This window comes from Occallatibacter gabretensis (assembly GCF_001449115.1).
Classification (GTDB): Bacteria; Acidobacteriota; Terriglobia; order Terriglobales; family Acidobacteriaceae; genus Telmatobacter; species Telmatobacter gabretensis.
Genome location: NZ_LAIJ01000007.1, coordinates 218,801 through 241,271 on the forward strand (window position 1 = coordinate 218,801; position 22,471 = coordinate 241,271).

The window sequence follows — 22,471 nt, forward strand, 5'->3', positions numbered from 1 at the left end:
ATGGGGCAAACTATAAGTAAGCCAAAGGACTTGCTCTTGCATTGATTATTCCCTCGGTCCCTTGGCCCTTTGGTCCCTCGCTTCCTTTCTCCCCCATCTACTAGGATCACTTCATGGGATTGAACACGCTCGATCTGGGAGTCATCGCCCTCTATCTCGCAGGCGTCACTCTCTTCGGACTCCGCTTCCGCTCTCAATCCCGCACTCTCAAGGGCTACTTCCTCGCAGACAAATCCATTCCCTGGTGGGCAATCTCGCTTTCCATCGTCGCCGCAGAAACCAGCACCCTCACCATCATCAGCGTCCCGGGCCTCGCCTACGACAAGGACTTCCGCTTCCTTCAACTCGTCCTCGGTTATCTCCTCGGGCGCATCATCGTAAGCTTTCTCTTCATCCCGCAATACTTTCGCGGCGAGCTCGTCACCGCCTATCAGCTCATCGATCGCCGCTTCGGCAAGCGCCTTCATTTCATCGTCGCCGGTATCTTCCTCGCCACGCGTGCCGCGGCGGAAGGCGTTCGCGTCTTCGCTGTCGCCATCGTCATCCGCGCCGCCATGGGCGCATTACTCGGCAACTTCTCCGATCTCTCACGCGACATCTGCGCCATCGGCATCGTCACCCTGCTCACGCTCGCCTACACCTTTGAAGGCGGCCTCTCCGCAGTCATCTGGACTGATGTCGTACAGCTCGGCATCTACATCGCCGGAACCATCACTGCGGTTTTCACTATCCTTCATCTCGTCCCTGGCGGATGGCCCGCCATTCACTCCATCGCCGCCAGCGCCGACAAATTTCGCCTCTTCGATCTCTCCTTCAACCTCACCAGCACCTACACTCTCTGGTCCGGCCTCATCGGCGGAGCCTTCCTCACTGCCGCAAGCCACGGCACCGACCAACTCATCGTCCAGCGTCTTCTAGCCGCACGCACCCAGCGTCAGTCGCAAGCCGCGCTGCTCACAAGCGGCCTCGTCATCTTCATTCAGTTCTCGCTCTTCCTCCTCATTGGAGCCATGCTCTTCGTCTTCTATCGCATCAACGCTCCAGCATCACCCATCACAAGAACCGACACACTCTTCCCCACCTTCATCGTCACCCGCATGCCGCACCTCATTGCCGGCCTTCTCATCGCCGCTATCCTTGCCGCCGCAATGTCCAATCTCTCCGCCGCGCTCAACTCGCTTTCGTCCACCACCATCGTCGACTTCTACTCACGCCTCCGCCCGCAATCCTCTGAAGCTCAGCGCATTCGTCTCTCGCGTGCGTCAACCATCTTCTGGGCACTCGTCCTCTTCGCCCTCGCAATCCTCTCGCGCAACGGCGGCAAAGTCATCGAGAACGGCCTCGCCATCGCGTCCATTGCATACGGCGGTCTTCTCGGCGTCTTTCTCCTCGGCGTGCTCACCCGCCGCGCATCAGAGAACGGAGCCATCCTCGGCTTCATCGTCGGCTTCGCCGTTAATCTCTATCTCCGCTTTGGCACCTCCATCGCATTCACGTGGTACGTCGCCATCGGCAGCATCGTCACATTCATCACCGGCTATCTCGCCAGCCACATCATGCCTATAAAACCAACACCTGTTTCAGCAGAGGTCTCCCAATGCAGCAATTGACGCAACTGAAAGAGCTGACTACGGAACGTCGCAATCGCGCCTCCGAGCATCTCGATTCCATGACTGCGCTCGCAATGGTTGCGCTCATGAATCGCGAAGATGCCATCGTTCCTCGCGCCATCAAAAAAGTTCTTCCCAACATTGCAGAGGCCGTTGACGTCATCGCCGCCTCACTCGCCAAAGGAGGCCGCCTCATCTACGTCGGCACTGGCACCAGCGGCCGCATCGGCGCGCTTGACGCCACAGAGGTCCATCCCACCTTCGGCGCGCCCACCGAAATGGTTCAGTTCGTAGTCGCCGGCGGAGAAGCCGCGCTCACCCGCGCCGTTGAAGCCTCAGAAGACTCCTCCGAACTCGGCCTCGCTGACATCGCCGCACGCAAACCTGGCAAACGCGATGTCATCGTTGGCCTCGCCGCTTCCGGCCGCACGCCCTACACCATCTCGGCCCTGGAATACGCCGCACGCAAAGGCGCAACCACCATCGGCATCGCCTGCAATCGCGGCTCCGAGCTCGGCCACATCGCCCACCACTCTATCGAAGTCGATGTAGGCCCCGAAGTCCTCACCGGATCCTCGCGCCTAAAGGCCGGCACTGCGCAAAAACTCATCTGTAACATGCTCACCACCGGCGCAATGGCTCGCCTCGGCTATGTCTACTCGAACCTGATGGTGAACTTGCATCTCAAAAACGAAAAGCTCCTCGAACGCGGCATCGCCATCGTTGAAACTCTCGCGCACGTGGATCGCGCCACCGCCGTCACCACACTCGAAAAAGCCGGTATGAGTCTTCCGCTGGCTCTCGTCATGCTCCTCGCCAAAACCGGCAAGCAAGACGCTCAGCAGCGCCTCCGCAAATCCAAAGGCAACGTCCGCAAAGCCATCGAAGGATGAGCGACAAAGCCCAAGTTGAAAAAGAAGTCGTCATCCTGAACGTAGCCGTACTTCAGGCGGAGTGAAGGACCTGCTTTTATTTTCAGTTTGTTCCACCACAAAGATGGGTGCCCCAGGTCTCGATTTTGAGACCTGGGATAGCAACAACAAAGACCAAATGAATCAGCCAAAACTCCGCAGTCTCCTCATCCTCGCCGCCCTAACCCTCCAGGCCTTCGCAGCCGAACCCGTCCATCTCGACCACAAGGGCGAACGCTGGGCTGCATCCACCCTCCGCCACATGTCGCTCGAAGAAAAGATCGGGCAGATGCTCATGATCTGGGTCCACGTCCAGTACATGAATACTCAGAGCCCCGAGTATCAAAAACTCACCGACGCCATCCACACCTATCACCTCGGCGGATTCGGCGTCTCCGTCGCCGTCGACGGCCCGCTTCTCCTCAAAGGCGATCCCATCGAGGCCGCCTTCCTCACCAACTCGCTCCAGAAGCAATCCAAATACCCGCTCCTCATGGCCGCAGACTTCGAGCGTGGCGCATCCATGCGCCTCATCGGCCCCACGGACTTCCCCGCCGCCATGGCCTTCGGCGCAACCAACGATCCCGCGCTCGCCCGCCAGTTCGGCCAGGTCTCGGCCCTTGAAGCCCGCGCCATCGGCATCCACTGGAACTGGTTCCCTGACGCCGACGTCAACTCCAACCCCGCCAACCCCATCATCAATACGCGTTCTTTCGGAGAAAATCCCGCCCAGGTCAGTACCATGGTCACGGCCTACATTGATGGCGCGCGCGGCGCAGGCCTTCTCACCACAGCCAAGCACTTCCCCGGTCACGGCGACACCGACACCGACTCACATCTAGCCCTCGCCCGCGTCACCGGCGACACCGCCCGCCTCAACTCACTCGAGCTTGTTCCCTTCCGCGCCGCCATCGCCGCCGGTGTCGATTCCGTTATGATCGGCCACCTCGTCGTCCCCGCCGTCGAGTCCGATCCCAATAAACCCGCCAGCGTCTCCGGCAGTGTTATCACCGGCCTGCTCAAGAATCAACTCGGCTTCAAAGGTTTGGTCGTCACGGATGGCATGGACATGAACGGCCTCGTCAGCACCTTCTCCGGCACGCGTCCTCAAATCTCCGCGGAGGAATCCATCGCAGCCGTCCTCGCCGGAGATGACATGCTTATCCTCCCACCCGATCTCGACGGCGCGTATCACGGCCTCATCGACGCCGTGCACCAGGGCAAAATCAGCCAGCAGCGCATCGACGAATCCGTGCTCAAAATTCTCCGCATGAAAGCCTCCGTGGGCCTCAACACCAACCGCCTAGTCTCGCTCGATGACGCCGCCAAAGCCATCGCCGCACCCGAAAACATCACCCTCGCACAGACCGTCGCCGACCGTGCCATCACCTTAGCCAAAGACGGCGCCAACCTCGTCCCAATCCAGCCCGCACAAAAAGAAAAACTCACCGCCGTAATTTTCACTGACTCACCCCGAGGCTCCGACGGCACACGCGCCTTCATCGCCGAACTTCGTCAGCGCGCGCCGGAAGCATCGATCCTTGCCGTCGACAACGTCAACGCAAAATTCATCTCAGAGAGCGTTCTTCACGCTGTCAAAGAAGCCGACCGCGTCATCATCCTCGCCGAAGCCGTTCCCAGCGGAGGCCGCATCCGCGGTGGCAACGCCACAGGCTCAGCGGGCCTCGACACAGCCCCCGCACAACTCCTCGCCACCATCGCAAAAACCGCCGGCAACAAAACCATCTTCACCGCCTTCGGCAATCCCTACACCGGCGTCAACGTCCCCGGCATCGAGACGTACATCTGCACCTTCTCGAACGTCCCCACCTCAGCCCGCGCGTTAGTCCGCGCGCTCTTCGGCGAAATTCCCATTCAGGGCCACCTCCCCGTAACCCTCCCCGGCATCGCCACCCGCGGCACCGGCATTACCCATTAGCAAATAAAAGTTGTCATCCTGAGCGAAGCCGGTCACGCGGCGCGTGGCTGGCGCAGTCGAAGGACCTGCGGTTGTTCTTGCTGTTGCCTCTCGCTCGTTTCACCGCAACGATGGGTGCCGCCACTTATCGAATGCGCCCCAAGTTTAAGTAGATGAACGTCCTGAAAACTACACGCTGGATTCTCGTCCCTGAACACGGCATCGCATCTCTCACGCAACACCGAGGCCGTGCTATCATCTCTCGTCACCCAAACCGCGATGCTAGAAGCAGTAGAAGTCGAGCACGGAACAACGCCCGAGATCACCGCCGACATGATCCGGACACAGCTCGAACTGCTCGTCCGCGATGAAGCCTTCCGCTCCAGCAAACGCTCCGTTGCCTTCCTCCGTTACGTCGTCGAGCAAACTCTCTCCGGCCAATCCGAGCAGATCAAAGAACGCTCCATCGGCGTTGAAGTCTTCGGAAAAGATCCCTCTTACGACACCAACATCGACCACGTAGTCCGCACCGCCGCTACCGAACTCCGCAAGCGCCTCGCCACCTATTACGTCGATCCCAAACATCACTCCGAGCTGCGGATGACGCTCGTCCCCGGCTCCTACATCCCGCGCTTCACTCTCCCGCACCCTGCCGCGACGGAAGAAACCGAACCCGCCGTTGAGAAATCCTCACGGCATCTCGATACTCCCGCCGAACCCGAGTCAACGCGCCGGTCCTTCCGCTATGTCTGGGTTTTCGCCGCCATTGCACTCATCGCCGCAGCCGCAGCCATCAGTTATATGCGCTTCCGCGCCAATGACGCGCAGAATCTCTTCTGGCATCCCATCCTCAGCACCCCCGGCCCCATCCTTCTTGCCGTAGGCGACCACCCCAACGGACCGCCCACAATCCCTGACGCCGATTCCAGCGGCACGCTTCCAACGCCCGTCCCCAGCTCAGACGCCTCAGAAACCGTCCCCTTCGCGGACACCGTCACCATCGCCCGAGTCGCCAGCGTTCTCGCCGCCCATAACAAGCAGGTCATCATCCGCCGCGAATCCGCCAGTTCCTTTTCCGATCTTCGCCAGGGCGCGGCTGTCCTCATAGGAGCCTTTAACAACGAGTGGAGCCTTCGCCTCACCCGCCAGCTCCGCTTCTCCCTCGCCATGGACGCCGACAAACACCTCATCTACATCCGGGACGCGCAAAACTCCGCCTCACGCACCTGGAGCTGGGGCACCAATCAGCCCCGCACGCCCGTTACTGGAGCTAACAGCCCGAGCCTCCAGGACTATGCCCTCATCTCCCGCATCCGCGACTCGGAAACCGGCCACACCGTCGTCGTCATCGGCGGTCTCTACACCTATGGCACCCTCGCCGCCGGCGAATTCCTTACCGACCCCGCGCTCATGCAATCCATTGCCCGCGAATCCCAACTGAACCCCTCCGCCAAAAATCTCCAGATCGTCCTCGGCACCACCGTCACCGACGGCATCCCCGGCCCACCCCGCGTCCTCGCCCTCTCCGCCGAATAACCCTCTTCACAATCTATACCTCCCTCTAAAAGCCCATGTAATCCCAATTCCTGACCGTCAGGGACGGTCCCTGTCTTTTCAACCTTGAATTTATTTCTCTATAAGCGCCGTGTTCCTGAAATCCTGCACCCGCTCCTCACAAAAGCAGGACCTGACCAACCAGACGCAACCGAACCACCCATTTTCGGAGGCAACTATGCGAACATTTCTCGCCCGGCTCGGGACTCTTGCCACTCTCTGCGCCATCTTCTCCATCCCTTTAGCCATACACGCGCAGGGATATGGCAGCATCAGCGGCGCTGTCACCGACTCCACAGGAGCCGTCATCCCCAACGCGCAGATCACCGCCGTTCAGGTCGGCACCGGGACCACCCTCAAGACCGTCTCCGGCGGCGCCGGCACGTACGTGTTCCCATCCGTTCCGCCCGCCGCCTACACCATCTCCGTCTCCGCCCAGGGCTTCGAATCCTTCCAGCAGACCAACGTCGTTCTGCAGGCCGACCAGGCCGCTACCGTCAACATCGCCCTCAAAATCGGCAGCTCCGCCACCACCATCACCGTCACCACCGCGCCTCCGCAGGTGGATACCACCACCGGCACGCTCTCGCAGGTCATCGGAACCGAGCAGGTCAACGATCTTCCGCTGATTACCCGCAACGCCGCCGCCCTCACCATGCTCGTCCCCGGCGTCGTCACCGCCCCCAGCGCCAACATCGATCAGGGCCAGACCAAGACCTTCCCCGCTCTCGCCGTCGTCACCATTAACGGCTCACGCGCCAACCAGACCAACTACATGCTCGACGGCGGCAACAACGTCGACGAATACACCAACGTCAACGCGCCCTTCCCATTCCCTGACGTCATTCAGGAGTTCTCCGTCCAGACCAGCAACTACGCCGCCGAGTACGGCCAGAACGCCGGAGGCGTCGTCAACATCGTCACCAAATCCGGCACAAACAAGTTCCACGGCGATGCCTTCGAGTACGTTCGCAACCGCGTCTTCAACGCCGCCGACTACTTCAGCTACGTCAACGGCGTAAAAACCCAGGACTTCCTCAAGCGCAACCAGTTCGGCGGCACCGTCAACGGCCCCATCTGGCATGACCGCACCTTCTTCGCCTTTGGCATCCAGGCCACGCGCTTCCGCAACAAGGCCAACGGCGGCACCGCAACGCTTCCCACGCCCGCGCAGCTCGCCGGAACCTTCACGGGCATGCCCACTGCCACAGCCATCAAGAATCCCCAGACCCTCACGCCTTATCCCTGCACACCGGATGGTTCTACTTACACCTGCCAGGTCAATCCCAGCGATTACAACTCCGCCTCGCTCAAGCTGCTCACCTATCTGCCCACCATCAGCGGCGATGACGGCCAGCTCACTTACTTCAAACCAGTCAGCCAGAACTTCATCGAGTACTTCGGCCGCGTCGATCACCAGCTCACCAGCAAAGATCACCTCTGGGGCCACTACTACTACAACCGCTTTGACGCGCAGGGCGTCCTCGATCCCACAAACCTTCTTACCTACTCAGACGAGGCATCCATCCGCTATCACAGCGCTCTGCTCGCCGAAACTCACACCTTCTCGCCCAATCTCCTCAACAACCTCAACGTCAGCTATCAGATTGAAGATGCCTCCCGCGGACCTCTCCCCGGTGCGCCTGACATGAACGATCTCGGAGTCAACATCTGGCAGCCCGCCTTCAAGCAGATCAACCAGATCTGCATCGGCGGCGGTTCCACCTCCTGTGGCGGCGGCGCTCTCGTCAACATCGGGGACAACCCCGCCGCCACCTTCCGCCGCAACAACTACACACTCGCTGAAGACCTGAGCTGGGTCAAAGGCGCTCACACCTTCGGCTTCGGCTTCCACGGAGAAATGGCCAAGGTCGACATCGACAATCAATACGAGCAGCCCGGCCAGTTCTTCTTCGATACCAGCACCACCGACGCCAGCCCCATGGCCGACTTCCTCCTCGGCGGCCTCCTCCACATCAATCAGGCCTCCGGCCAGTACTTCAACAATCGCTACAAGGTCACCGGCTACTACGCGCAGGACTCCTGGAAGATCTCCCGCCGCCTCACCCTCGATCTCGGCGTCCGCTATGAGCCCTTCCTGCCCATGGATGAAATCAAAGGCCGCCAGGGTATGTTCAGTGAGGCCGCATGGTCAGCCGTTCAGGTCTCCACCACGCACCCGACCGCACCCGCCGGCCTGCTCTTTCCCGGCGATCAGGGCTTCGTCCACAACATGCTCAACGGCGTCTACAACCACTTCATGCCGCGCCTCGGGTTCGCATGGGATGTCTTCGGCACCGGCCGCACCAGCGTTCGCGGCGGCGCAGGCCAGTTCTATGATTCGCGTCTACCCGGCGTCTTCGACAACATCTTCGCCAACGCCGTCCCCTTCGTCGCCTCCGTCGGCTACTCGTACTCGCCCACCAACCTCGGTGTCTTCACCGATCCCTACGCCAACGTCCCCGGCGGCAATATCTTCCCCGCTCCGCAGCCGCCGCCAGCCAACTACTTCACCAACGCCAACTACCAGGCTCAGGGATTCTCCACCTTCCTGCCCAATCAGTTCCGCGTTCCTGTCACCTACGCCTGGAACCTCTCCGTCGAGCAGCAGTACACCAACACCCTCTCCAGCCGCATCGCCTACGCCGGCCTGCAAAGCGAGCATCAGGAGAACCCGATGGACATCAACCCCATCTGGAACCAGGGCCCCAACGTAGGCCATCGCATCTACGCCTCCGCCAACCCCGCACAGAACTTCACCTCCGCACTCGCAGCCGTCGACACTGGCGGCATAGCCACTTACCACTCCCTCCAGGCCTCGCTCCGTCAGACCTATCACCACGGCCTCTCCGCCAACTTCAACTACACATGGTCCAAAGCCATCGACGACAACACCTGGGGATCATCCGTCACTGCTGTTGTCCCCGGATCGTCATACGTTCTGCCTATCTACGAACCCAACTTCAAGCGCCTCGATCACGGCCGCTCCGACTACGACCACCGCAACGTCATCTCCGCCTCCTATCTCTGGACCTTCCCCAAGTGGACAGGCGGTAACGCCATCTCGCGCTACATCGTCAACGGCTGGCAAACCACCGGCGTCATCTGGTATCACACCGGCGACCCGCTCACCGTCACCGGTTCCAACGTCGATGGCACAGGCCTCGGTCGCGACCGCGCCATCTGGAACGGAAGCAATCCCTACGGCGGCGCAGCCTGCGCAGCCACCACCGCCGTCTGCAAAAACTGGCTCAACCCCGCCAGCTTCTCCGTCAATCCCAGCTACACCGTTGCCAACCCACTCGACCTCACTTACGGCAACGTCGTAAAAGGCACCTTCACCGGACCCAACTACACTGACTGGGACACCAGCGCCTCACGCTACTTCACATTCACCGAACGCGCGCGCCTGGAATTCAAAGCCGAGTTCTTTAACGTCCTGAATCACGAAAACTTCGGCGACCCAGCCAACAGCGTCACCAGCAGCTCTCTCGGCCGCATCACCGCCAGCGCCGTCAGTGCTGTCAGCGGCTCTCAGGGCACCTACCGCACCGGTCAGCTATCGTTAAAGCTCGTCTTCTAACAACAAACTCCACTCCGCACGATCATGGGTGCCCCATTCATGGCGCAGTTTCATCGCGCCATGAGTGGGATAGCACAAAAGCAAACCACCCGTTTTTGCTTTTCGTCCGTTCCACCACAACACGGGATAAAAAAACGGGGCCGTCATCCTGAACGTAGCCGTTTTTCAGGCGGAGTGAAGGACCTGCTTTTGCTTCTCGTTCGTTCCACCACAATGATGGGTGCCCCAGGTCTCGATTTTGAGACCTGGGATAACTACAACCCGCTGACTCATTAACCTACAAGCTCTTGGAGGATTCGCTCGGAATGACACACCATCACCCCACCCCGCGTCATCCCAAGCGCAGCAAAGCACCAGCCTTGTCCCTTGTCCCTTGTCTCTTCCTCCTCTTCACCACACTCGTCCACACCCAAACCCCCTACAACAACCCCATCCTCTACGCCGATTACTCCGACCCCGACGCCATCCGCTACGGCAGCCATTACTACCTCATCGCCTCCACCTTCCACTTCGTCCCCGGCATCCCCATCCTTTCTTCAACGGATCTCGTCCACTGGACCATCGCCGCCCACGCCGTCCAGCGCCTCAACATGGACCCGCGCTACAACCTGACGGGATCAGGTCCGAGCGGCAACCGCTACGGTATGGGAATCTGGGCTCCCGCCATCCGCCGCCATAATGGCCTCTTCTACATCTACTTCCCCACTCCAACGGAAGGCATCTTCGTCACCACGGCGCACAACATCACCGGCCCATGGACGGAACCCACTGCAGTCATAGCTCAGCCCGGCCTCGAAGACCCATGCCCCTTCTGGGATGACGACGGCCAGGCATATCTCGTCCACTCGCGCAAAGGCGCAGGCCCGCTCATCCTGCATCACCTCTCGCCTGACGGACTGCACGTCCTCGACGAAGGCAAAGTCATCGTGGACGATCATCAGAACCTTCCCACCCTCGAAGGCCCCAAGCTCTACAAGCGCAACGGCTGGTATTACATCTTCGCGCCCTTCGGCGGCGTCACCACCGGCAAGCAGGCTGTCCTCCGCTCGCACTCGATCTACGGCCCATACGAGCAGCGCGTAGTCCTCGCCCAGGGCAGCACAAAGATCAACGGCCCGCATCAGGGCGCTTATATTGAAACCCCATCAGGCCAGGGCTTCTTCCTGCACTTCCAGTCAGCAGGCGCACACGGCCGCATCGTCCATCTCGAACCCGTCACATGGCAGAACGACTGGCCCATCATCGGCGCAGCAGGCGAACCCGTCCCCTCCGGCACCGCTCCCAAACCCGCCGAAGCATCACGCGCACTCCGCCCGCAAACATCCGACGAATTCTCAACCCATACTCTAGGCCAGCAATGGGAATGGAACCACAACCCCGACAACGCACACTGGTCTCTCACAGCACGCCCCGGCTACCTCCGCCTGATCCCCGCACAAGCCGAAGGTCTTCTCACCGCGCACAACACCCTCACCCAATGCATGCAGGACAACGCCTTCGACTTCACCACCCGCATCGACATCTCAGCCCTCAAACCCGGCACCCACGCCGGCCTCGCCATGTTTGAAGCCTCCGCCTCCGGCCTGGAGATCATCGCCGATGCCACTCAAAAACATCTCCAGTACTTCCACCAAACCGGCCCCACCGCCTCAACTATCCCCGGCCCCGCGCTGACCCAGCCCACACTCCAGCTCCGCATCCACGTAGAAGCCGACACAGCCACTTACTTCTACTCTCTCGACAACGGCAAAGCCTTCCAGTCCCTCGGCCCACCAACCCCCATCCACTTCAGCTGGTGGAAAGGCTCCCGCCCATCCCTCTTCGCTTACACAACGGAAGCCACCGCAGGCACAATTGACTTCGACTGGGCCCACTACACCCAAACCGCCCCAAACCCCTGGTAGCCAAGCCATCACAGCACAATTCCCACCAACGCCCGTCATCCTGACCATAGCCGTTCTTCAGGCGGAGGGAAGGACCTGCTTCTGTCTTTCGTTCGTCCACCAGGCGGGTGCCCAGTCTCGATTCTGAGACTTGGGATAGCACTCCCGCACCTGTCCCTCAGGCCCGCCAAATCACCGCCCCGCACTGGATTGCGAGTGTTTATGGCCGAACGGTGGAAAGTCGACAGCAAATCCTACTTGACCGCCGACCGATGGGCTTGCTTCATATCTGCCCCCCAGCACAGCGAAGGTCGCGCTCAAGCCGTTGCGCAGACGGTACGATCCGCCGGTCAGGAACTGCAGCTGGTCTCGTCCAAGCCCGCCCGTATCGGCAATTCCGCCATAAGCCTCGCAGCCCAGCGTGAGACGCTCCGTGAAGTCATGCACCACAGAGAGGCCGCCGGTGAAGACGTGACCCCGGACAGTATCTACGCCGATCACGCCCGTACTGGTGTTGCCGGCAAAGAGAAAGCCAAAGTTTGCCGTAACTCTTGTGTTGGCGCCCAGAGGTTCCTGCGCAATCATGTTCAGCCAGTAGTCGCTAAGCCCCGATCCCAGCTGCTGCTTCACGTCGCCAGTTGGGAACTCCATGTAGAACGACGCGGCAAGCGCCGGCTTGTAAGAGCCTTTGGCGCTGTCCAGAAAATGCCATTTCACGCCCAGGTTGGTGTCCCCAATTCCGGCCGATTGTTGCGATCCGCGTGTGCGATAGATGCTGATGTAAGGCACGTCCAAGTCCAACTCCAGGTTATGAGGAAGGCCATAGTTCAGCTTGAAGTTCGCCGTGTTCTGGTTGAGATTGGGATACTGTGACGACTGCAGGCCGTCGTACTCGTTGAAGAACTCAAAATGCAGGACGCGGTTTTCGGTCACACCGGGGTCGTCGGTATAAAAAGGCATCTGCCCAAAACAAATCGACGTCCACGAGACGCAAATTACCGCAATGATTAACCTGAGGTTCGCGCTCATCGGCTGAAGATATTCCTCGTGCAGTGTATCCTCAATTCTCTTCGTCCGAGAATTTGGAGTCTTCGAAAGGACACCAAAGTGGTGTCTTGAACTCCAACTGCTGTACATGCGTATTCCCCGTCAAGATCTACGATAGGGAGTCTTCTCTGTGCGATTTTTGACCGCGAAGCTACTGCTTCTCATCCTGTTCCCTGCTTCTATGGCAGCGTTCGCTCAGAACGAACAGTCCAGGCTGTTCGAGACGGTGCAGTCGCTCGATACGCAGTTATTTGATGCTGCAAATCATTGCGACTATGAAAAATTGACCGCGATGGTCGACGAAAACCTCGAGTTCTACCACGATCAAGGCGGCCTTATGTTGGGCAGGCAGTCCTTTCTTGAAACCATCAAGAACAATACGTGCGGAACAATGATTCGCGAACTCATACCAGGGACTTTGCAGGTCTATCCGATCAAGGGTTACGGAGCGATTGAGTTGGGGGTTCATCGCTTTCATCACCCCGGTCACGAGAAAGAGTTTCCCGCCGCCAGGCAACTAGGGATGACTCGCTTTCTCGATCCCGGCGCGGCAGAGTGGCCGGCAGGGGAGGCTCAATTCCTGCACATTTGGCAACTCAAGGACGGCGCCTGGAAGCTGACTCGTGTCGTAAGCTATGGCCATCACTGACGCCCCATGCTCTGTGGCGCAACTGACCATGGGATTCCAAAAAAGATACGGCCAATGGCTCATCCTCCACGAACACCATTCCATACCGGCGGAATGCTGAAGCTTGGATTAGTCCGCCTAAGTCCGCTTCTCGTCACTCGCCCCATTTGATCAGCTTTGCCGGGGTGCCCTAGGTCTCGATTCTGAGACCTGGGACAGCACTCTCCCCAACCTGCGACTCGTTCCCCTCACAACGCGCCATCCGTCACTCGCCTCATCGCCAAAGCCGTGTCATCCTGAGCGAAAGGGGCCCCGAGCGTTTTTCAGGGGTCCCCAAAGAGCGGTCTTTGCTCTTTGGGGCAGAGCTCGGGGGTGGTGAGTCGAAGGATCTGCTTTTGTTTTTCACCCGCACAACCACGGCAACGGCGCTCAACATGTATCGAAGTTGAAGATACACGCCAGCACTTCACCCAACTTCCCAAAAGCGCGTTTATCAGGGCTGATTCCCTCTAACTATCGAGGCTCATCTGTCGAGGCAAGGGAGAAGCCTTCATGTGGACGACCAGTCGAAACAATGGCTGTAGCTGCTACGACCATGGCGACCGCTAATCCAACCCCAAATTCTGTGCTGATGTACTTTGCCCAACCGACATTCGCCGTCAGCGGATCGAAGAGGCCCTGAATAAACCCATTGTGGGTGGCGTGCAGAAGAACGCAGGGCCATAGGCTGCCCGAGCGTACTCGAAGGTAGCCCATAAGGTAGGCGTTCGCAGTCACCATGACCGTGAAGCAGGTGAGGAAGAAGATGGGTTTCGTGTCCGGCCTGAAGTCGGTCCAAAGAAGCTCCGGAACGTGCCACACGGCCCAGATCAATCCAGAAATCAAACAAGCCCCGTGAAAGCCGAACCGCTCATGCAGCCGGGGAAATAGGAACCCGCGCCATCCAAGTTCCTCGCCGAGCGACCACACCGCTTCGAAGACAACGCCGACGGTAAACAACAGCGGCAGCGCCACGCCGAACGTCCCGAAGGCGGGCCAGCGGGCCAATCCATAAGGCTCTACCATCGAGGCTTCGAAGCTCTTGAGGGTGAAGGCGCCGCGAACGACCATCCAGGTGAGCAGGTACACCGGCGTGGCGTAGAGCAGCGGCAGAAAATACGCGAGCCTGAGAAAGCGTCGTGCCGGCCAACTCCAGCCCAGGGTTCCGAGAGGGATGTGGAGCAGCAGGCAGGTGCACAGTGCCGCGGCGCCAGGACACCACACAATGAACTGCGCGAGTGTCGCCGTTAAGCGATGGCTGTGAATGTCGAGGGCGTAGGTGCATCCGCTAAATAGACACAGAAAGAACAGGAAGATCGATAACGGTCGCTGCTGCGGAACTCTCATAAATGCTCTTCTTGTAGATACGCTCACAAGTTAAGGTCGTTGTCGGAATTCTAGCTTACGGCTTCTACCTCGCTATTTCGTGAAGTCAGGCCTCATATGTCGGCTTCTCGTCACTCGCCCCCATTTTGACCGGCTTCGCCACGCCCGCAGCAAAACCTGTCAAGAGGCAAAACCAAAACTATTTTCTAACCCACTGATTCTAAAGGCCAAGATTTTTCGCCCACTTTGCACATAATTAAGTAGCTTTATGCCACACTAGAAATAAGCAGGAAAAGAACCGCCATCCTCACCGGGGTGGCGGTTTTATTTTTGGCCGCCGGGCACATCGATCACAAGGAGACACATATGTCCATCACCCTCCCCCAACCCTACCAACCCGACATCAACCCCGCTGTACAGCATTGCCTCGATGCCTGGCAGGAGGTCTTTGACCGGCAGGTTGCCAGTAGCAAGGATGAATACTCCGCCGCCCGCTCCGCCCATAAGGCCTATCGCCTCGCCATGCCTAACCCCGACAGCGACCAGACGATCCGGGACTTCATCGCCTGTGTCAGCCGCGGCATTCTCATCGGAGCCATCAAGGACACCGACGCTTCTCGCCTCCTCTACGCCGCCCAGGTAGCCCGTCAGGCCTGCGGCACTCCGGCAAAATCCCAGCCCGAAAGCAGGACAAAAAAGCCCATCCAGCCGGAATCCGCCTCCAGCGCCGAGCAGGCAGTTGCCTGACACCCCCCACCCCCACCCTCTCGAAATTCAATTCAAAATCGCATGTAACAATCATTTAAATCAGTTATTTGCAAGAGAAAAACCCCCTGAAAACATCGATGTAAAAGCGATACAAATTCGAGGGGCAAGCCTCAGAACCTTGCCCCTCCCGCACCGCTCCCAGTGCCTTTTCATCCCAACCTCCAGTCAAGCTACAATCGCCTCACCATGAACCGTCGCGAATTCGTCACCGGTTCGCTGGCAGCAGCAGCACTGTTGCCGCGCAGCAGCCATGCAGAAGCTCCGCCCGTCGATTCCGACATCTCCTTCACCACCAGCGACGCACACTATCAGGCTCGCTACCAAAGCGCCCTCGACACGCTGGCAGCCAACACCGTTGAGCTAACCGGCGTTCCCGGCCCAGTTCTCATTGAGGGCAGCGAGTATCGCGGCATCTGGCTCGAATGCGCCCCGCAGGAGGGGCTGGTTTATTCGCTCATCCGCAGGGATATTGCCCGCAACAACCACATGGCCTTCTTCAAGCTCCAGCGCGAAGACGGCCAGATTCCCTGCAATATGCGCTCGGGTGCCATTAGCCTCAGCCAGATCCAGATGGTTGTGCCCATCGCCGCCACCGCCCTCGAACTCGCTCAGCAAACTCAGGACGAAGAGCTGCTCTCCACAGCCTATGAAGCCTGCAGCCGCTGGGATGCATGGCTCCGCAAGTACCGCGACACCCGCAAGACCGGCCTCTGCGAAGGCTTCTGCACCTGGGACATAGGCCACGACAACTCGCCGCGCTGGGCCGGAATGCCCAACGCCTGCCCCGACCACGACGCCCGCAAATGCCCGCCCAACCCCAGCCTGCCGCGCCTCTGCCCCGACCTCTCGGCCACCGTTTACGGTGGCCGCATGGCGCTTGCCAGCATGGCTCAAACTCTCGGCAAGGGTGCAGAGTCCGCCCGCTGGCTTGAGGAAGCCGAATCCATCCGCAAGGCAATCCTTGCTCGCCTCTACGATTCCGCCACCACGTGCTTCTATGATCTCGACGCACAGAACAAATTCGTCCGCGTCCGCGGCGACCTCCTCACCCGCGTCCTCGGTGAGCATGTAGTCGATGAAGCCCTGTTCCAGACCATTTACGATCGCCAGATTCACAACCCAAAGAGCTTCTGGGCGCCGTATCCGTTGCCCTCAATAGCCCTCGACGATCCGACCTTCGTCCGCCCCATCCCACGCAACTCCTGGGGCGGCGCATCGCAGGCGCTGACAGCCCTCCGCGCCCCGCGCTGGATGGAGCACTATAACAAGCCTGCTGACCTGGCACACCTGATGCAGCAGTGGATAGCCGCACTGCTCCGCGCACCAGACTTCCGCCAGCAGATGGACCCCATGACCGGCGAATTCACTGAGAGCGGCTCACCCGGCTATTCACCCGCTGCACTCGTCTTCCTCGACTTCACCTGGCGGCTTGCCGGTGTGCGGCAGCTAGATGACGACTACATGGAGTGGAATATCAGGCCAGGCTCAATCGTTAGCAATGCAGCATTCCTCCTGCGCCTGTCGCCCGATCTCACGGCAGAGATCAAATACGTTGGCAATACAGCGGAGCTTCGCCTCAACAATCGCCTCGTCTACAGCACCACCGGAACGGTCCGCCTGCTCACCACTCACGAAGGTGTACTTCTCAACCTTCAGGGCATTTCAAGCACGTCATCCGCAGTTCAGCTTCAACCGCCTCATGGTAAAGCTCACGTCTACTCCATCAAGCCGGATCAAATGATCACCCTTCGCGTGCTGGATTAATTCGTTGCCTGCACCGGCGCGCCTTCCAGCGTCTTAAGATAATTCCCCGCCCCCACGACGACAGTGGACCCGATGAGCAGCAGAATACCTGCGGTGACCAGCAATTTAGTCCGCACGCTGGTTCCCTTCCACTCCTTGAGCACCAGGCCCCAGAGCGTGGCGAAGAGAATGATGGAAGCCATGTGAAGCGACCAGGAGGAGAAGTCGAGCTTGCCCATCTTGGTCTGTCCCATGGAGTAGAAGAAGAACTGAAAGTACCAGATCACGCCTGCAAGCGCGGCGAAGAAATAGTTCGCCACAAGCGTAGACCCGGAGAGCTTTTGCAGCGCCGGGTCAGATTGGTCAAGATGGGTAGGGTCAAGATTCGCCACGGTATAGCCGCTGTCCTTAGCCGAACGCAAAGGATTTCGCCCCGGCTGGCCGAAGAACTGCGCGCCGGTGCGGTTGCGGAGAATCAGAATTGCCGACCAGATGAAGTTGCTAGCAAAGCCTCCCCAAAGCACAACGATGAGAACGGGCAGATTCTGCCATAGCTCCAGTCGTCCGGCGGCGACGAGTTGCACGCGAGTAAGATCGGCGATAGGCTTGCCCGCGTCGAGACCAACGGCAAAGAAGCTGCTCATGATGCCGGCAAAGACAGCCACGGCCAGCCCACGCCAGAGATTGAAGTCACGTTCGCCTACCTGCGATAGCTCCACGCGCGAAACCTCATGTTCCTTGAAGTATCCGGCGACGCCATTGACCACAATGGCAAGGAGACAAACGCCTACGCCAGCGAGCACAACCATGCCGGAGCGCTCATGCGCGATGGCTCCGAGCTGCCCATGAACGATGGGCGGCAGCAACGTGCCAAAGGCCGTACAGAAACCGAGTGCAATGGCATAACCGAGCGCCAGGCCGAGATAACGAATGGAAAGACCGAAGGTGATGCCGCCCATGCCCCAGAGAACGCCCCAGAAGATCGTCCATGCGATGACGTTGTGCGGCGTTTGCGCGAGAATGGCGAAGGGATGCGGAACAAAGATGGAGCAAAGGACGAGCGGTGCGACGATCCATGCGGCAAAACCCTGGATGATCCAGTAGATCTCCCAGGACCACCGCTTGATGCCGCGAAAGGGAATAAAGTTTGTGGCGGAGGCAAACCCGCCGATCCAGTGATAGATCACTCCAAGAAACGGGTTGGCTCCCATGCGGCTCCGCTCTGCAAGAATCTCTAGTGAAGAGAATTCTAGCCAGCCGAGATTACATTTGGGAAATAGAATCCGTATTGAAGGAGAGACGGCTTGCGCGTAGCTCTATTTATCACCTGCTATAACGACACATTGTTTCCGGAGACGGGCAAGGCGGTGGTGCAGGTTCTGGAACGGCTGGGACATACCGTGGAGTTTCCTGCGGGGCAAACCTGCTGCGGGCAGATGCACTGGAACACCGGATACGAAGAAGAGGCTCTGCCGCTTGTGGCGCGCTTTGTGGAACAGTTTGAACATGCTGAGGCGGTGGTAGTTCCGTCTTCCTCCTGCGTAGCGATGATGCGCGATCACTACCCACTGGCGGCGGCGCGAATTGCGCGTGAAGGCGGTGATCAGACGCTGGTGGAGCGCGTGGCCGCGCTGTTGCCGCGCGTCTGGGAGTTTACAGAGTTCCTGACAAAGAAGCTGGAGCTGACGGATGTTGGCGCGTATTACCCGCATCGCGTGACATACCACGCGAGCTGCCATGGGCTGCGCAACCTTGGCCTGGGCGATGGACCGGAGAAGTTACTGAAGGCCGTTAGCGGACTGGAGTTGGTGGAGATTGAGCGCAAGGAGCAGTGCTGCGGGTTTGGCGGAACCTTTGCGGTGAAGAATGCCGATGTCTCCGGCGCGATGCTGGAGGAGAAGCTGCAGGCTGTGCTGAAGACCGGCGCAGAGGAATGCACAGCGTGCGACAACTCCTGCCTGATGCACATGGGTGGGGGTTTGCACAGAATGCGCGCAGGAGTTGGAACGATTCATATTGCAGAGATACTGGCCGGCGAAGACACGAGGGCAAAGTGAGAGGCGCACGATGAGTGAGACTGAACTCGATCCACGCGTTGCGCCGTCGTTTCCGAAAGCGGCAAAGGCGTCACTGCGGGATGCGCAGCTGCGCGCCAACGTGCGGCGTGCAACGGACACGATCCAGGCGAAGCGGCACAAGCTGGTGGAAGAAAAGAAAGACTGGCAGGAGCTGCGGGAAAGCGCGCGGCAGATTCGTGCGCATGTGTTGGAGCACCTGCGTGTGTACCTGGAAGAGTTTGAGCGCAACTTTACGCGTGCGGGCGGCCATGTGCATTGGGCACGAAATGACCGCGAGGCGCAGGAGATTGTTGTCGCAATTGCAAAAGAGGCGGGCGCAGACGAGGTCATCAAAATCAAGTCGATGACCACGGAAGAGATTCATCTGAATGACGCGCTGGAAGCGGCGGGAATCCATGCATACGAAACGGACCTGGCGGAGCTGATTATTCAGCTCGGGCACGACCGGCCTTCGCACATCGTCGTTCCGGCGCTGCATAAAAATCGCGCACAGATTCGGGAGATATTTCTCCGCGAGATGCATCTGACAGAGCTTGGCGAGAATCCGGCAGACCTGGCTGAAGCAGCGCGGAAGTTTTTGCGAGAGAAGTTTCTGCGTGTGCAGACGGCGGTGAGTGGCGCAAATTTCCTCATCGCCGAGACTGGCGGAGTTTGCATCGTCGAGAGTGAAGGCAATGGGCGCATGTGCCTGACGCTGCCGGAGACGCTGATCTCTGTCGTTGGCATCGAAAAAGTAATTCCGCGATTCGCCGATCTTGAGGTGTTTCTGCAGGTGCTGGCGCGGTCAGCTACTGGCGAGCGCATGAATCCGTACAACTCAATCTGGAGTGGCGTGACGCCAGGCGATGGGCCGCGCAACATGCATGTGGTGCTACTCGACAATGCGCGCACGGCGGTGCTGGCGGATAGCGAAGGTCGGCAGACGCTGCAATGCATTCGCTGCGCGGCCTGCCTGAATGCCTGCCCGGTGTACCGGCAGACGGGCGGCCACGCGTATGGAAGTGTGTATGCCGGACCAATTGGTGCGATTCTGACCCCGCAGTTGATGGAAATGCAGCATGGCGAGTCGCTTCCGTATGCGTCGTCGCTGTGCGGCGCGTGCTATGAAGTTTGCCCGGTCAAGATCAATATTCCGGAGGTGCTGATTCATCTGCGGAACAAAGTAGTTGCGCAGAAGGGCTGGTATGCGCCGGAAGCCTTAGCGATGAAGGCGATGGCTTCAGTTTTTCGGTCGGAGCGGCGGTTTCGGGCGGCGCAGCGATTGGCGCGGATGGCGCAGCTGCCGCTTGCGCGCAGGGATCTGCCGATTGTGGGGCAGGATGCGCCGACGGGACAGGATTCGGGATCTGGTTGGGTGAAATGGCTTCCGGGCATCTTTGGAGGATGGACCCAGACGCGCGACCTTCGCGCCATTCCGCGGGAGAGTTTCCGCGAGTGGTGGGAAAGCAGGCTCACATGAGTTCAGCGAGAGAGGAGATTCTTGCACGGATTCGTCAGGCCTGCTCCGGGGATGCTGAGAGTGCGGCGGCAAGCTATGCGGAGATCACGCGGCAATATCAGCAGGCGGCCAAGCTAAGCAGAGAAGAAATTCTCGGCCTGCTTACTGAACGCTTGATCGAATATGACGCGCATGTGTATCGGGCGCGCGAAACGGAAATTGCTGCGCTGTGCAGGGAGCTTTTTGCGCGAAGGGGCGCGAAGCGGATTGTGGTTCCGGGAGATTTGCCTGGCGCGTGGCAATCTGGAGCGGAATTTGTGGCAGATGAAGACTTGGATGCTCGCGAGCTGGATCGTTTCGATGGGGTAATGACTGCTGCGACGCTGGCGATTGCAGAGACGGGCACAATTGTGCTGCAAAATGCTCACGCACAGGGCCGCAGAGCTATCTCGCTGGTTCCGGACTATCACCTTTGCGTGGTGCGCGAACAGGATGTTGTCGAGACGGTAGTCGAGGGAATGCGGCTGCTGGAAGCTACTCGGCACCTTCCCACAACTCTTTTCAGCGGGCCTTCTGCCACCGCAGATATTGAAATGACACGAATCAAGGGTGTGCACGGACCCCGATTTGTGGACATTGTGATTCTCGGCGCATAGCTGCTCGAGACGAGCAATTTCTCCGCAATAATCCCTCCTTTCGCGGGACCGATTGCGGGCGTGATGGAAAAATGTTTCAATAGATAGGAAATTTCAGAGGTGAACTTCTGATGAACCAACACGACCGTGTCTTTGCCGCGCTCGATACGTTCCGTATGGAAGTGCCGTCGTGGGGATTTGCGAATACCGGAACGCGGTTCGGAAAGTTCATCCAGGCTGCAGCGGCAACATGCCTGGAAGAAAAGTTTGCCGATGCAGGCGAGGTGAACAGACTCACGGGCGCGGCGCCAACGGTTGCTCTGCACGTGCTGTGGGATGTACCTGGGGGCGTGAAGGAAACAGCGGAGATAAAGAAGCTGGAAGCGAAGTACGGAGTAAGGGCTGGCTCCATCAATCCGAACCTCTTTCAGGATCAGATTTACAAGTTCGGATCGATTGCGAATCCCAGCGCGGAGATTCGCAGGCAGGCATTGGAGCACCTGCTGAAGTCTGTTGAGATTGCTGCCGCGTTGGGATCGAAGGATATTTCTATTTGGGATGCGGATGGATCGAACTATCCAGGCACGCAGAGCATGCGCCGGAGAATTGAGTGGACAGAGGCAGCAATGGCTGAGGTTCATGGGGCACTGCGGCCGCAGCAGCGGATGCTGATTGAATACAAGCCCTTTGAGCCGCACTTCTATCACATGGATATTGGCGACTGGGGAATGGCTCTCTCGCTGGCTTATAAAGCTGGCCCTCAGGCAAAGGTACTGGTGGACACCGGGCATCACTATCAAGGGCAGAATATTGAACAGATCGTGGCGTGGCTTCTGCATCTGGAGATGCTGGGAGGCTTCCACTTTAACGACAGGAAGTATGCGGATGACGATCTTACGATCGGCTCGATCGACCCATACCAGGTCTTCCGCATCTTTCATGAGATTTTGAGCGATCAGACCAAAGCCGCGGCAGACGTCGCGTTCATGATTGACCAGAGCCACAATCTCAAGGGGAAAATGGAAGCGATGGTCCAGACCGTGGCGACAGCCCAGGAGATATATGCGCGGGCCGCGCTGGTAGATCACGAACAACTTGCAGCTTTGCAGGATCAATGTGATTTGGTAAATGCAGAAGAGCTTTTTCGTAATTGCTTCTGGACGGATGTACGCCCAATGGTGCGAGAGTGGCGCGAATCGAAAGGCCTTCCGCCTGATCCGCTGGCCGAACTGGCACGCAGCGGATATGTGGAAGATGCGGCGAGTGAGCGTGGGGCGCGAAATGCCGGTCTGGTAACGACCTACGCATAG

General features: G+C 59.1%; 17 protein-coding genes. 14 read left to right on the forward strand and 3 right to left on the reverse strand.

The window, feature by feature from the left end:
* Positions 1-113 precede the first annotated feature (113 nt).
* From VO84_RS05740 to VO84_RS05765, 7 genes are all read left to right on the forward strand, one after another.
* A complete protein-coding gene (locus tag VO84_RS05740) occupies positions 114-1,610 on the forward strand; it encodes a sodium:solute symporter (protein WP_058186327.1) in 1,497 nt (498 codons plus the stop codon).
* The gene (gene murQ / locus VO84_RS05745) at positions 1,598-2,503 is read left to right on the forward strand and encodes an N-acetylmuramic acid 6-phosphate etherase (protein ID WP_058186329.1); all 906 of its coding nucleotides are present in this window, start codon (positions 1,598-1,600) and stop codon (positions 2,501-2,503) included. The genes VO84_RS05740 and murQ overlap by 13 nt, the downstream gene beginning before the upstream one ends.
* Before the next feature lie 157 nt (positions 2,504-2,660).
* Positions 2,661-4,460 carry a glycoside hydrolase family 3 protein gene (locus tag VO84_RS05750; RefSeq protein WP_058186331.1) on the forward strand — a complete coding sequence of 600 codons (1,800 nt, stop codon included), beginning with the start codon at positions 2,661-2,663 and terminating at the stop codon, positions 4,458-4,460.
* 258 nt (positions 4,461-4,718) lie between these two features.
* Positions 4,719-5,975, forward strand: a complete 1,257-nt coding sequence (locus tag VO84_RS05755; protein WP_058186333.1) for a hypothetical protein — start codon at positions 4,719-4,721, stop codon at positions 5,973-5,975.
* Between the two features lie 196 nt (positions 5,976-6,171).
* Positions 6,172-9,576, forward strand: coding sequence for a TonB-dependent receptor (locus VO84_RS05760; RefSeq protein WP_058186335.1), 3,405 nt, complete (start codon positions 6,172-6,174; stop codon positions 9,574-9,576).
* A 39-nt stretch (positions 9,577-9,615) separates the two neighbouring features.
* Positions 9,616-9,852, forward strand: a complete 237-nt coding sequence (locus VO84_RS22755; protein ID WP_197413911.1) for a hypothetical protein — start codon at positions 9,616-9,618, stop codon at positions 9,850-9,852.
* Between the two features lie 29 nt (positions 9,853-9,881).
* Positions 9,882-11,480, forward strand: coding sequence for a glycoside hydrolase family 43 protein (locus VO84_RS05765; protein ID WP_058186337.1), 1,599 nt, complete (start codon positions 9,882-9,884; stop codon positions 11,478-11,480).
* Positions 11,481-11,651: 171 nt separating this feature from the next.
* Here the strand turns inward: VO84_RS05765 and VO84_RS05770 are convergent, their stop codons facing one another.
* The gene (locus VO84_RS05770; RefSeq protein ID WP_197413912.1) at positions 11,652-12,419 is read right to left on the reverse strand and encodes a transporter; all 768 of its coding nucleotides are present in this window, start codon (positions 12,417-12,419) and stop codon (positions 11,652-11,654) included.
* Positions 12,420-12,636: 217 nt separating this feature from the next.
* Between VO84_RS05770 and VO84_RS05775 the strand changes: the two genes are divergently transcribed.
* Positions 12,637-13,155 carry a nuclear transport factor 2 family protein gene (locus VO84_RS05775; RefSeq protein WP_231737796.1) on the forward strand — a complete coding sequence of 173 codons (519 nt, stop codon included), beginning with the start codon at positions 12,637-12,639 and terminating at the stop codon, positions 13,153-13,155.
* Positions 13,156-13,647: 492 nt separating this feature from the next.
* On the opposite strand, the gene VO84_RS05780 is transcribed toward VO84_RS05775, so the two are convergent.
* Complete coding sequence (locus VO84_RS05780) at positions 13,648-14,520, reverse strand: CPBP family intramembrane glutamic endopeptidase (protein ID WP_058186339.1); 873 nt, start codon at positions 14,518-14,520, stop codon at positions 13,648-13,650.
* A 345-nt stretch (positions 14,521-14,865) separates the two neighbouring features.
* Between VO84_RS05780 and VO84_RS05785 the strand changes: the two genes are divergently transcribed.
* Complete coding sequence (locus VO84_RS05785) at positions 14,866-15,246, forward strand: hypothetical protein (RefSeq protein ID WP_157439742.1); 381 nt, start codon at positions 14,866-14,868, stop codon at positions 15,244-15,246.
* Positions 15,247-15,453: 207 nt separating this feature from the next.
* Positions 15,454-17,031: an MGH1-like glycoside hydrolase domain-containing protein gene (locus VO84_RS05790; protein WP_058186534.1), complete on the forward strand. Its 1,578-nt coding sequence runs from the start codon at positions 15,454-15,456 to the stop codon at positions 17,029-17,031.
* Here VO84_RS05790 and VO84_RS05795 read toward each other — a convergent pair.
* A complete protein-coding gene (locus VO84_RS05795; protein WP_058186341.1) occupies positions 17,028-18,221 on the reverse strand; it encodes an L-rhamnose/proton symporter RhaT in 1,194 nt (397 codons plus the stop codon). The genes VO84_RS05790 and VO84_RS05795 overlap by 4 nt on opposite strands.
* A gap of 93 nt (positions 18,222-18,314) precedes the next feature.
* Here VO84_RS05795 and VO84_RS05800 point away from each other — a divergent pair, with 93 nt between their 5' ends.
* The 4 genes from VO84_RS05800 (at position 18,315) to VO84_RS05815 (ending at position 22,471) form a co-directional block, all read left to right on the forward strand.
* Positions 18,315-19,067, forward strand: coding sequence for a (Fe-S)-binding protein (locus VO84_RS05800; RefSeq protein ID WP_058186342.1), 753 nt, complete (start codon positions 18,315-18,317; stop codon positions 19,065-19,067).
* 10 nt (positions 19,068-19,077) lie between these two features.
* Entirely contained in the window at positions 19,078-20,547 is a 1,470-nt protein-coding gene (locus VO84_RS05805; protein ID WP_058186344.1) for a LutB/LldF family L-lactate oxidation iron-sulfur protein, read from the forward strand.
* Positions 20,544-21,182 (forward strand): LutC/YkgG family protein, encoded by a 639-nt coding sequence (locus tag VO84_RS05810; RefSeq protein ID WP_058186347.1) that lies wholly within the window; start codon positions 20,544-20,546, stop codon positions 21,180-21,182. Before VO84_RS05805 ends, VO84_RS05810 begins: the two co-directional genes overlap by 4 nt.
* A 110-nt stretch (positions 21,183-21,292) precedes the next feature.
* Complete coding sequence (locus VO84_RS05815) at positions 21,293-22,471, forward strand: TIM barrel protein (protein WP_058186348.1); 1,179 nt, start codon at positions 21,293-21,295, stop codon at positions 22,469-22,471.

What these genes read in the sequence shown, in the direction of transcription:
- VO84_RS05740 (WP_058186327.1), top strand. Translation starts at nt 114, where the DNA reads ATGGGATTGAACACGCTCGATCTGGGAGTCATCGCCCTCTATCTCGCA.
- murQ (WP_058186329.1), top strand. Translation starts at nt 1,598, where the DNA reads ATGCAGCAATTGACGCAACTGAAAGAGCTGACTACGGAACGTCGCAAT.
- VO84_RS05750 (WP_058186331.1), top strand. Translation starts at nt 2,661, where the DNA reads ATGAATCAGCCAAAACTCCGCAGTCTCCTCATCCTCGCCGCCCTAACC.
- VO84_RS05755 (WP_058186333.1), top strand. Translation starts at nt 4,719, where the DNA reads ATGCTAGAAGCAGTAGAAGTCGAGCACGGAACAACGCCCGAGATCACC.
- VO84_RS05760 (WP_058186335.1), top strand. Translation starts at nt 6,172, where the DNA reads ATGCGAACATTTCTCGCCCGGCTCGGGACTCTTGCCACTCTCTGCGCC.
- VO84_RS22755 (WP_197413911.1), top strand. Translation starts at nt 9,616, where the DNA reads ATGGCGCAGTTTCATCGCGCCATGAGTGGGATAGCACAAAAGCAAACC.
- VO84_RS05765 (WP_058186337.1), top strand. Translation starts at nt 9,882, where the DNA reads ATGACACACCATCACCCCACCCCGCGTCATCCCAAGCGCAGCAAAGCA.
- VO84_RS05770 (WP_197413912.1), bottom strand. Translation starts at nt 12,419, where the DNA reads ATGCCTTTTTATACCGACGACCCCGGTGTGACCGAAAACCGCGTCCTG.
- VO84_RS05780 (WP_058186339.1), bottom strand. Translation starts at nt 14,520, where the DNA reads ATGAGAGTTCCGCAGCAGCGACCGTTATCGATCTTCCTGTTCTTTCTG.
- VO84_RS05785 (WP_157439742.1), top strand. Translation starts at nt 14,866, where the DNA reads ATGTCCATCACCCTCCCCCAACCCTACCAACCCGACATCAACCCCGCT.
- VO84_RS05790 (WP_058186534.1), top strand. Translation starts at nt 15,454, where the DNA reads ATGAACCGTCGCGAATTCGTCACCGGTTCGCTGGCAGCAGCAGCACTG.
- VO84_RS05795 (WP_058186341.1), bottom strand. Translation starts at nt 18,221, where the DNA reads ATGGGAGCCAACCCGTTTCTTGGAGTGATCTATCACTGGATCGGCGGG.
- VO84_RS05805 (WP_058186344.1), top strand. Translation starts at nt 19,078, where the DNA reads ATGAGTGAGACTGAACTCGATCCACGCGTTGCGCCGTCGTTTCCGAAA.
- VO84_RS05810 (WP_058186347.1), top strand. Translation starts at nt 20,544, where the DNA reads ATGAGTTCAGCGAGAGAGGAGATTCTTGCACGGATTCGTCAGGCCTGC.
- VO84_RS05815 (WP_058186348.1), top strand. Translation starts at nt 21,293, where the DNA reads ATGAACCAACACGACCGTGTCTTTGCCGCGCTCGATACGTTCCGTATG.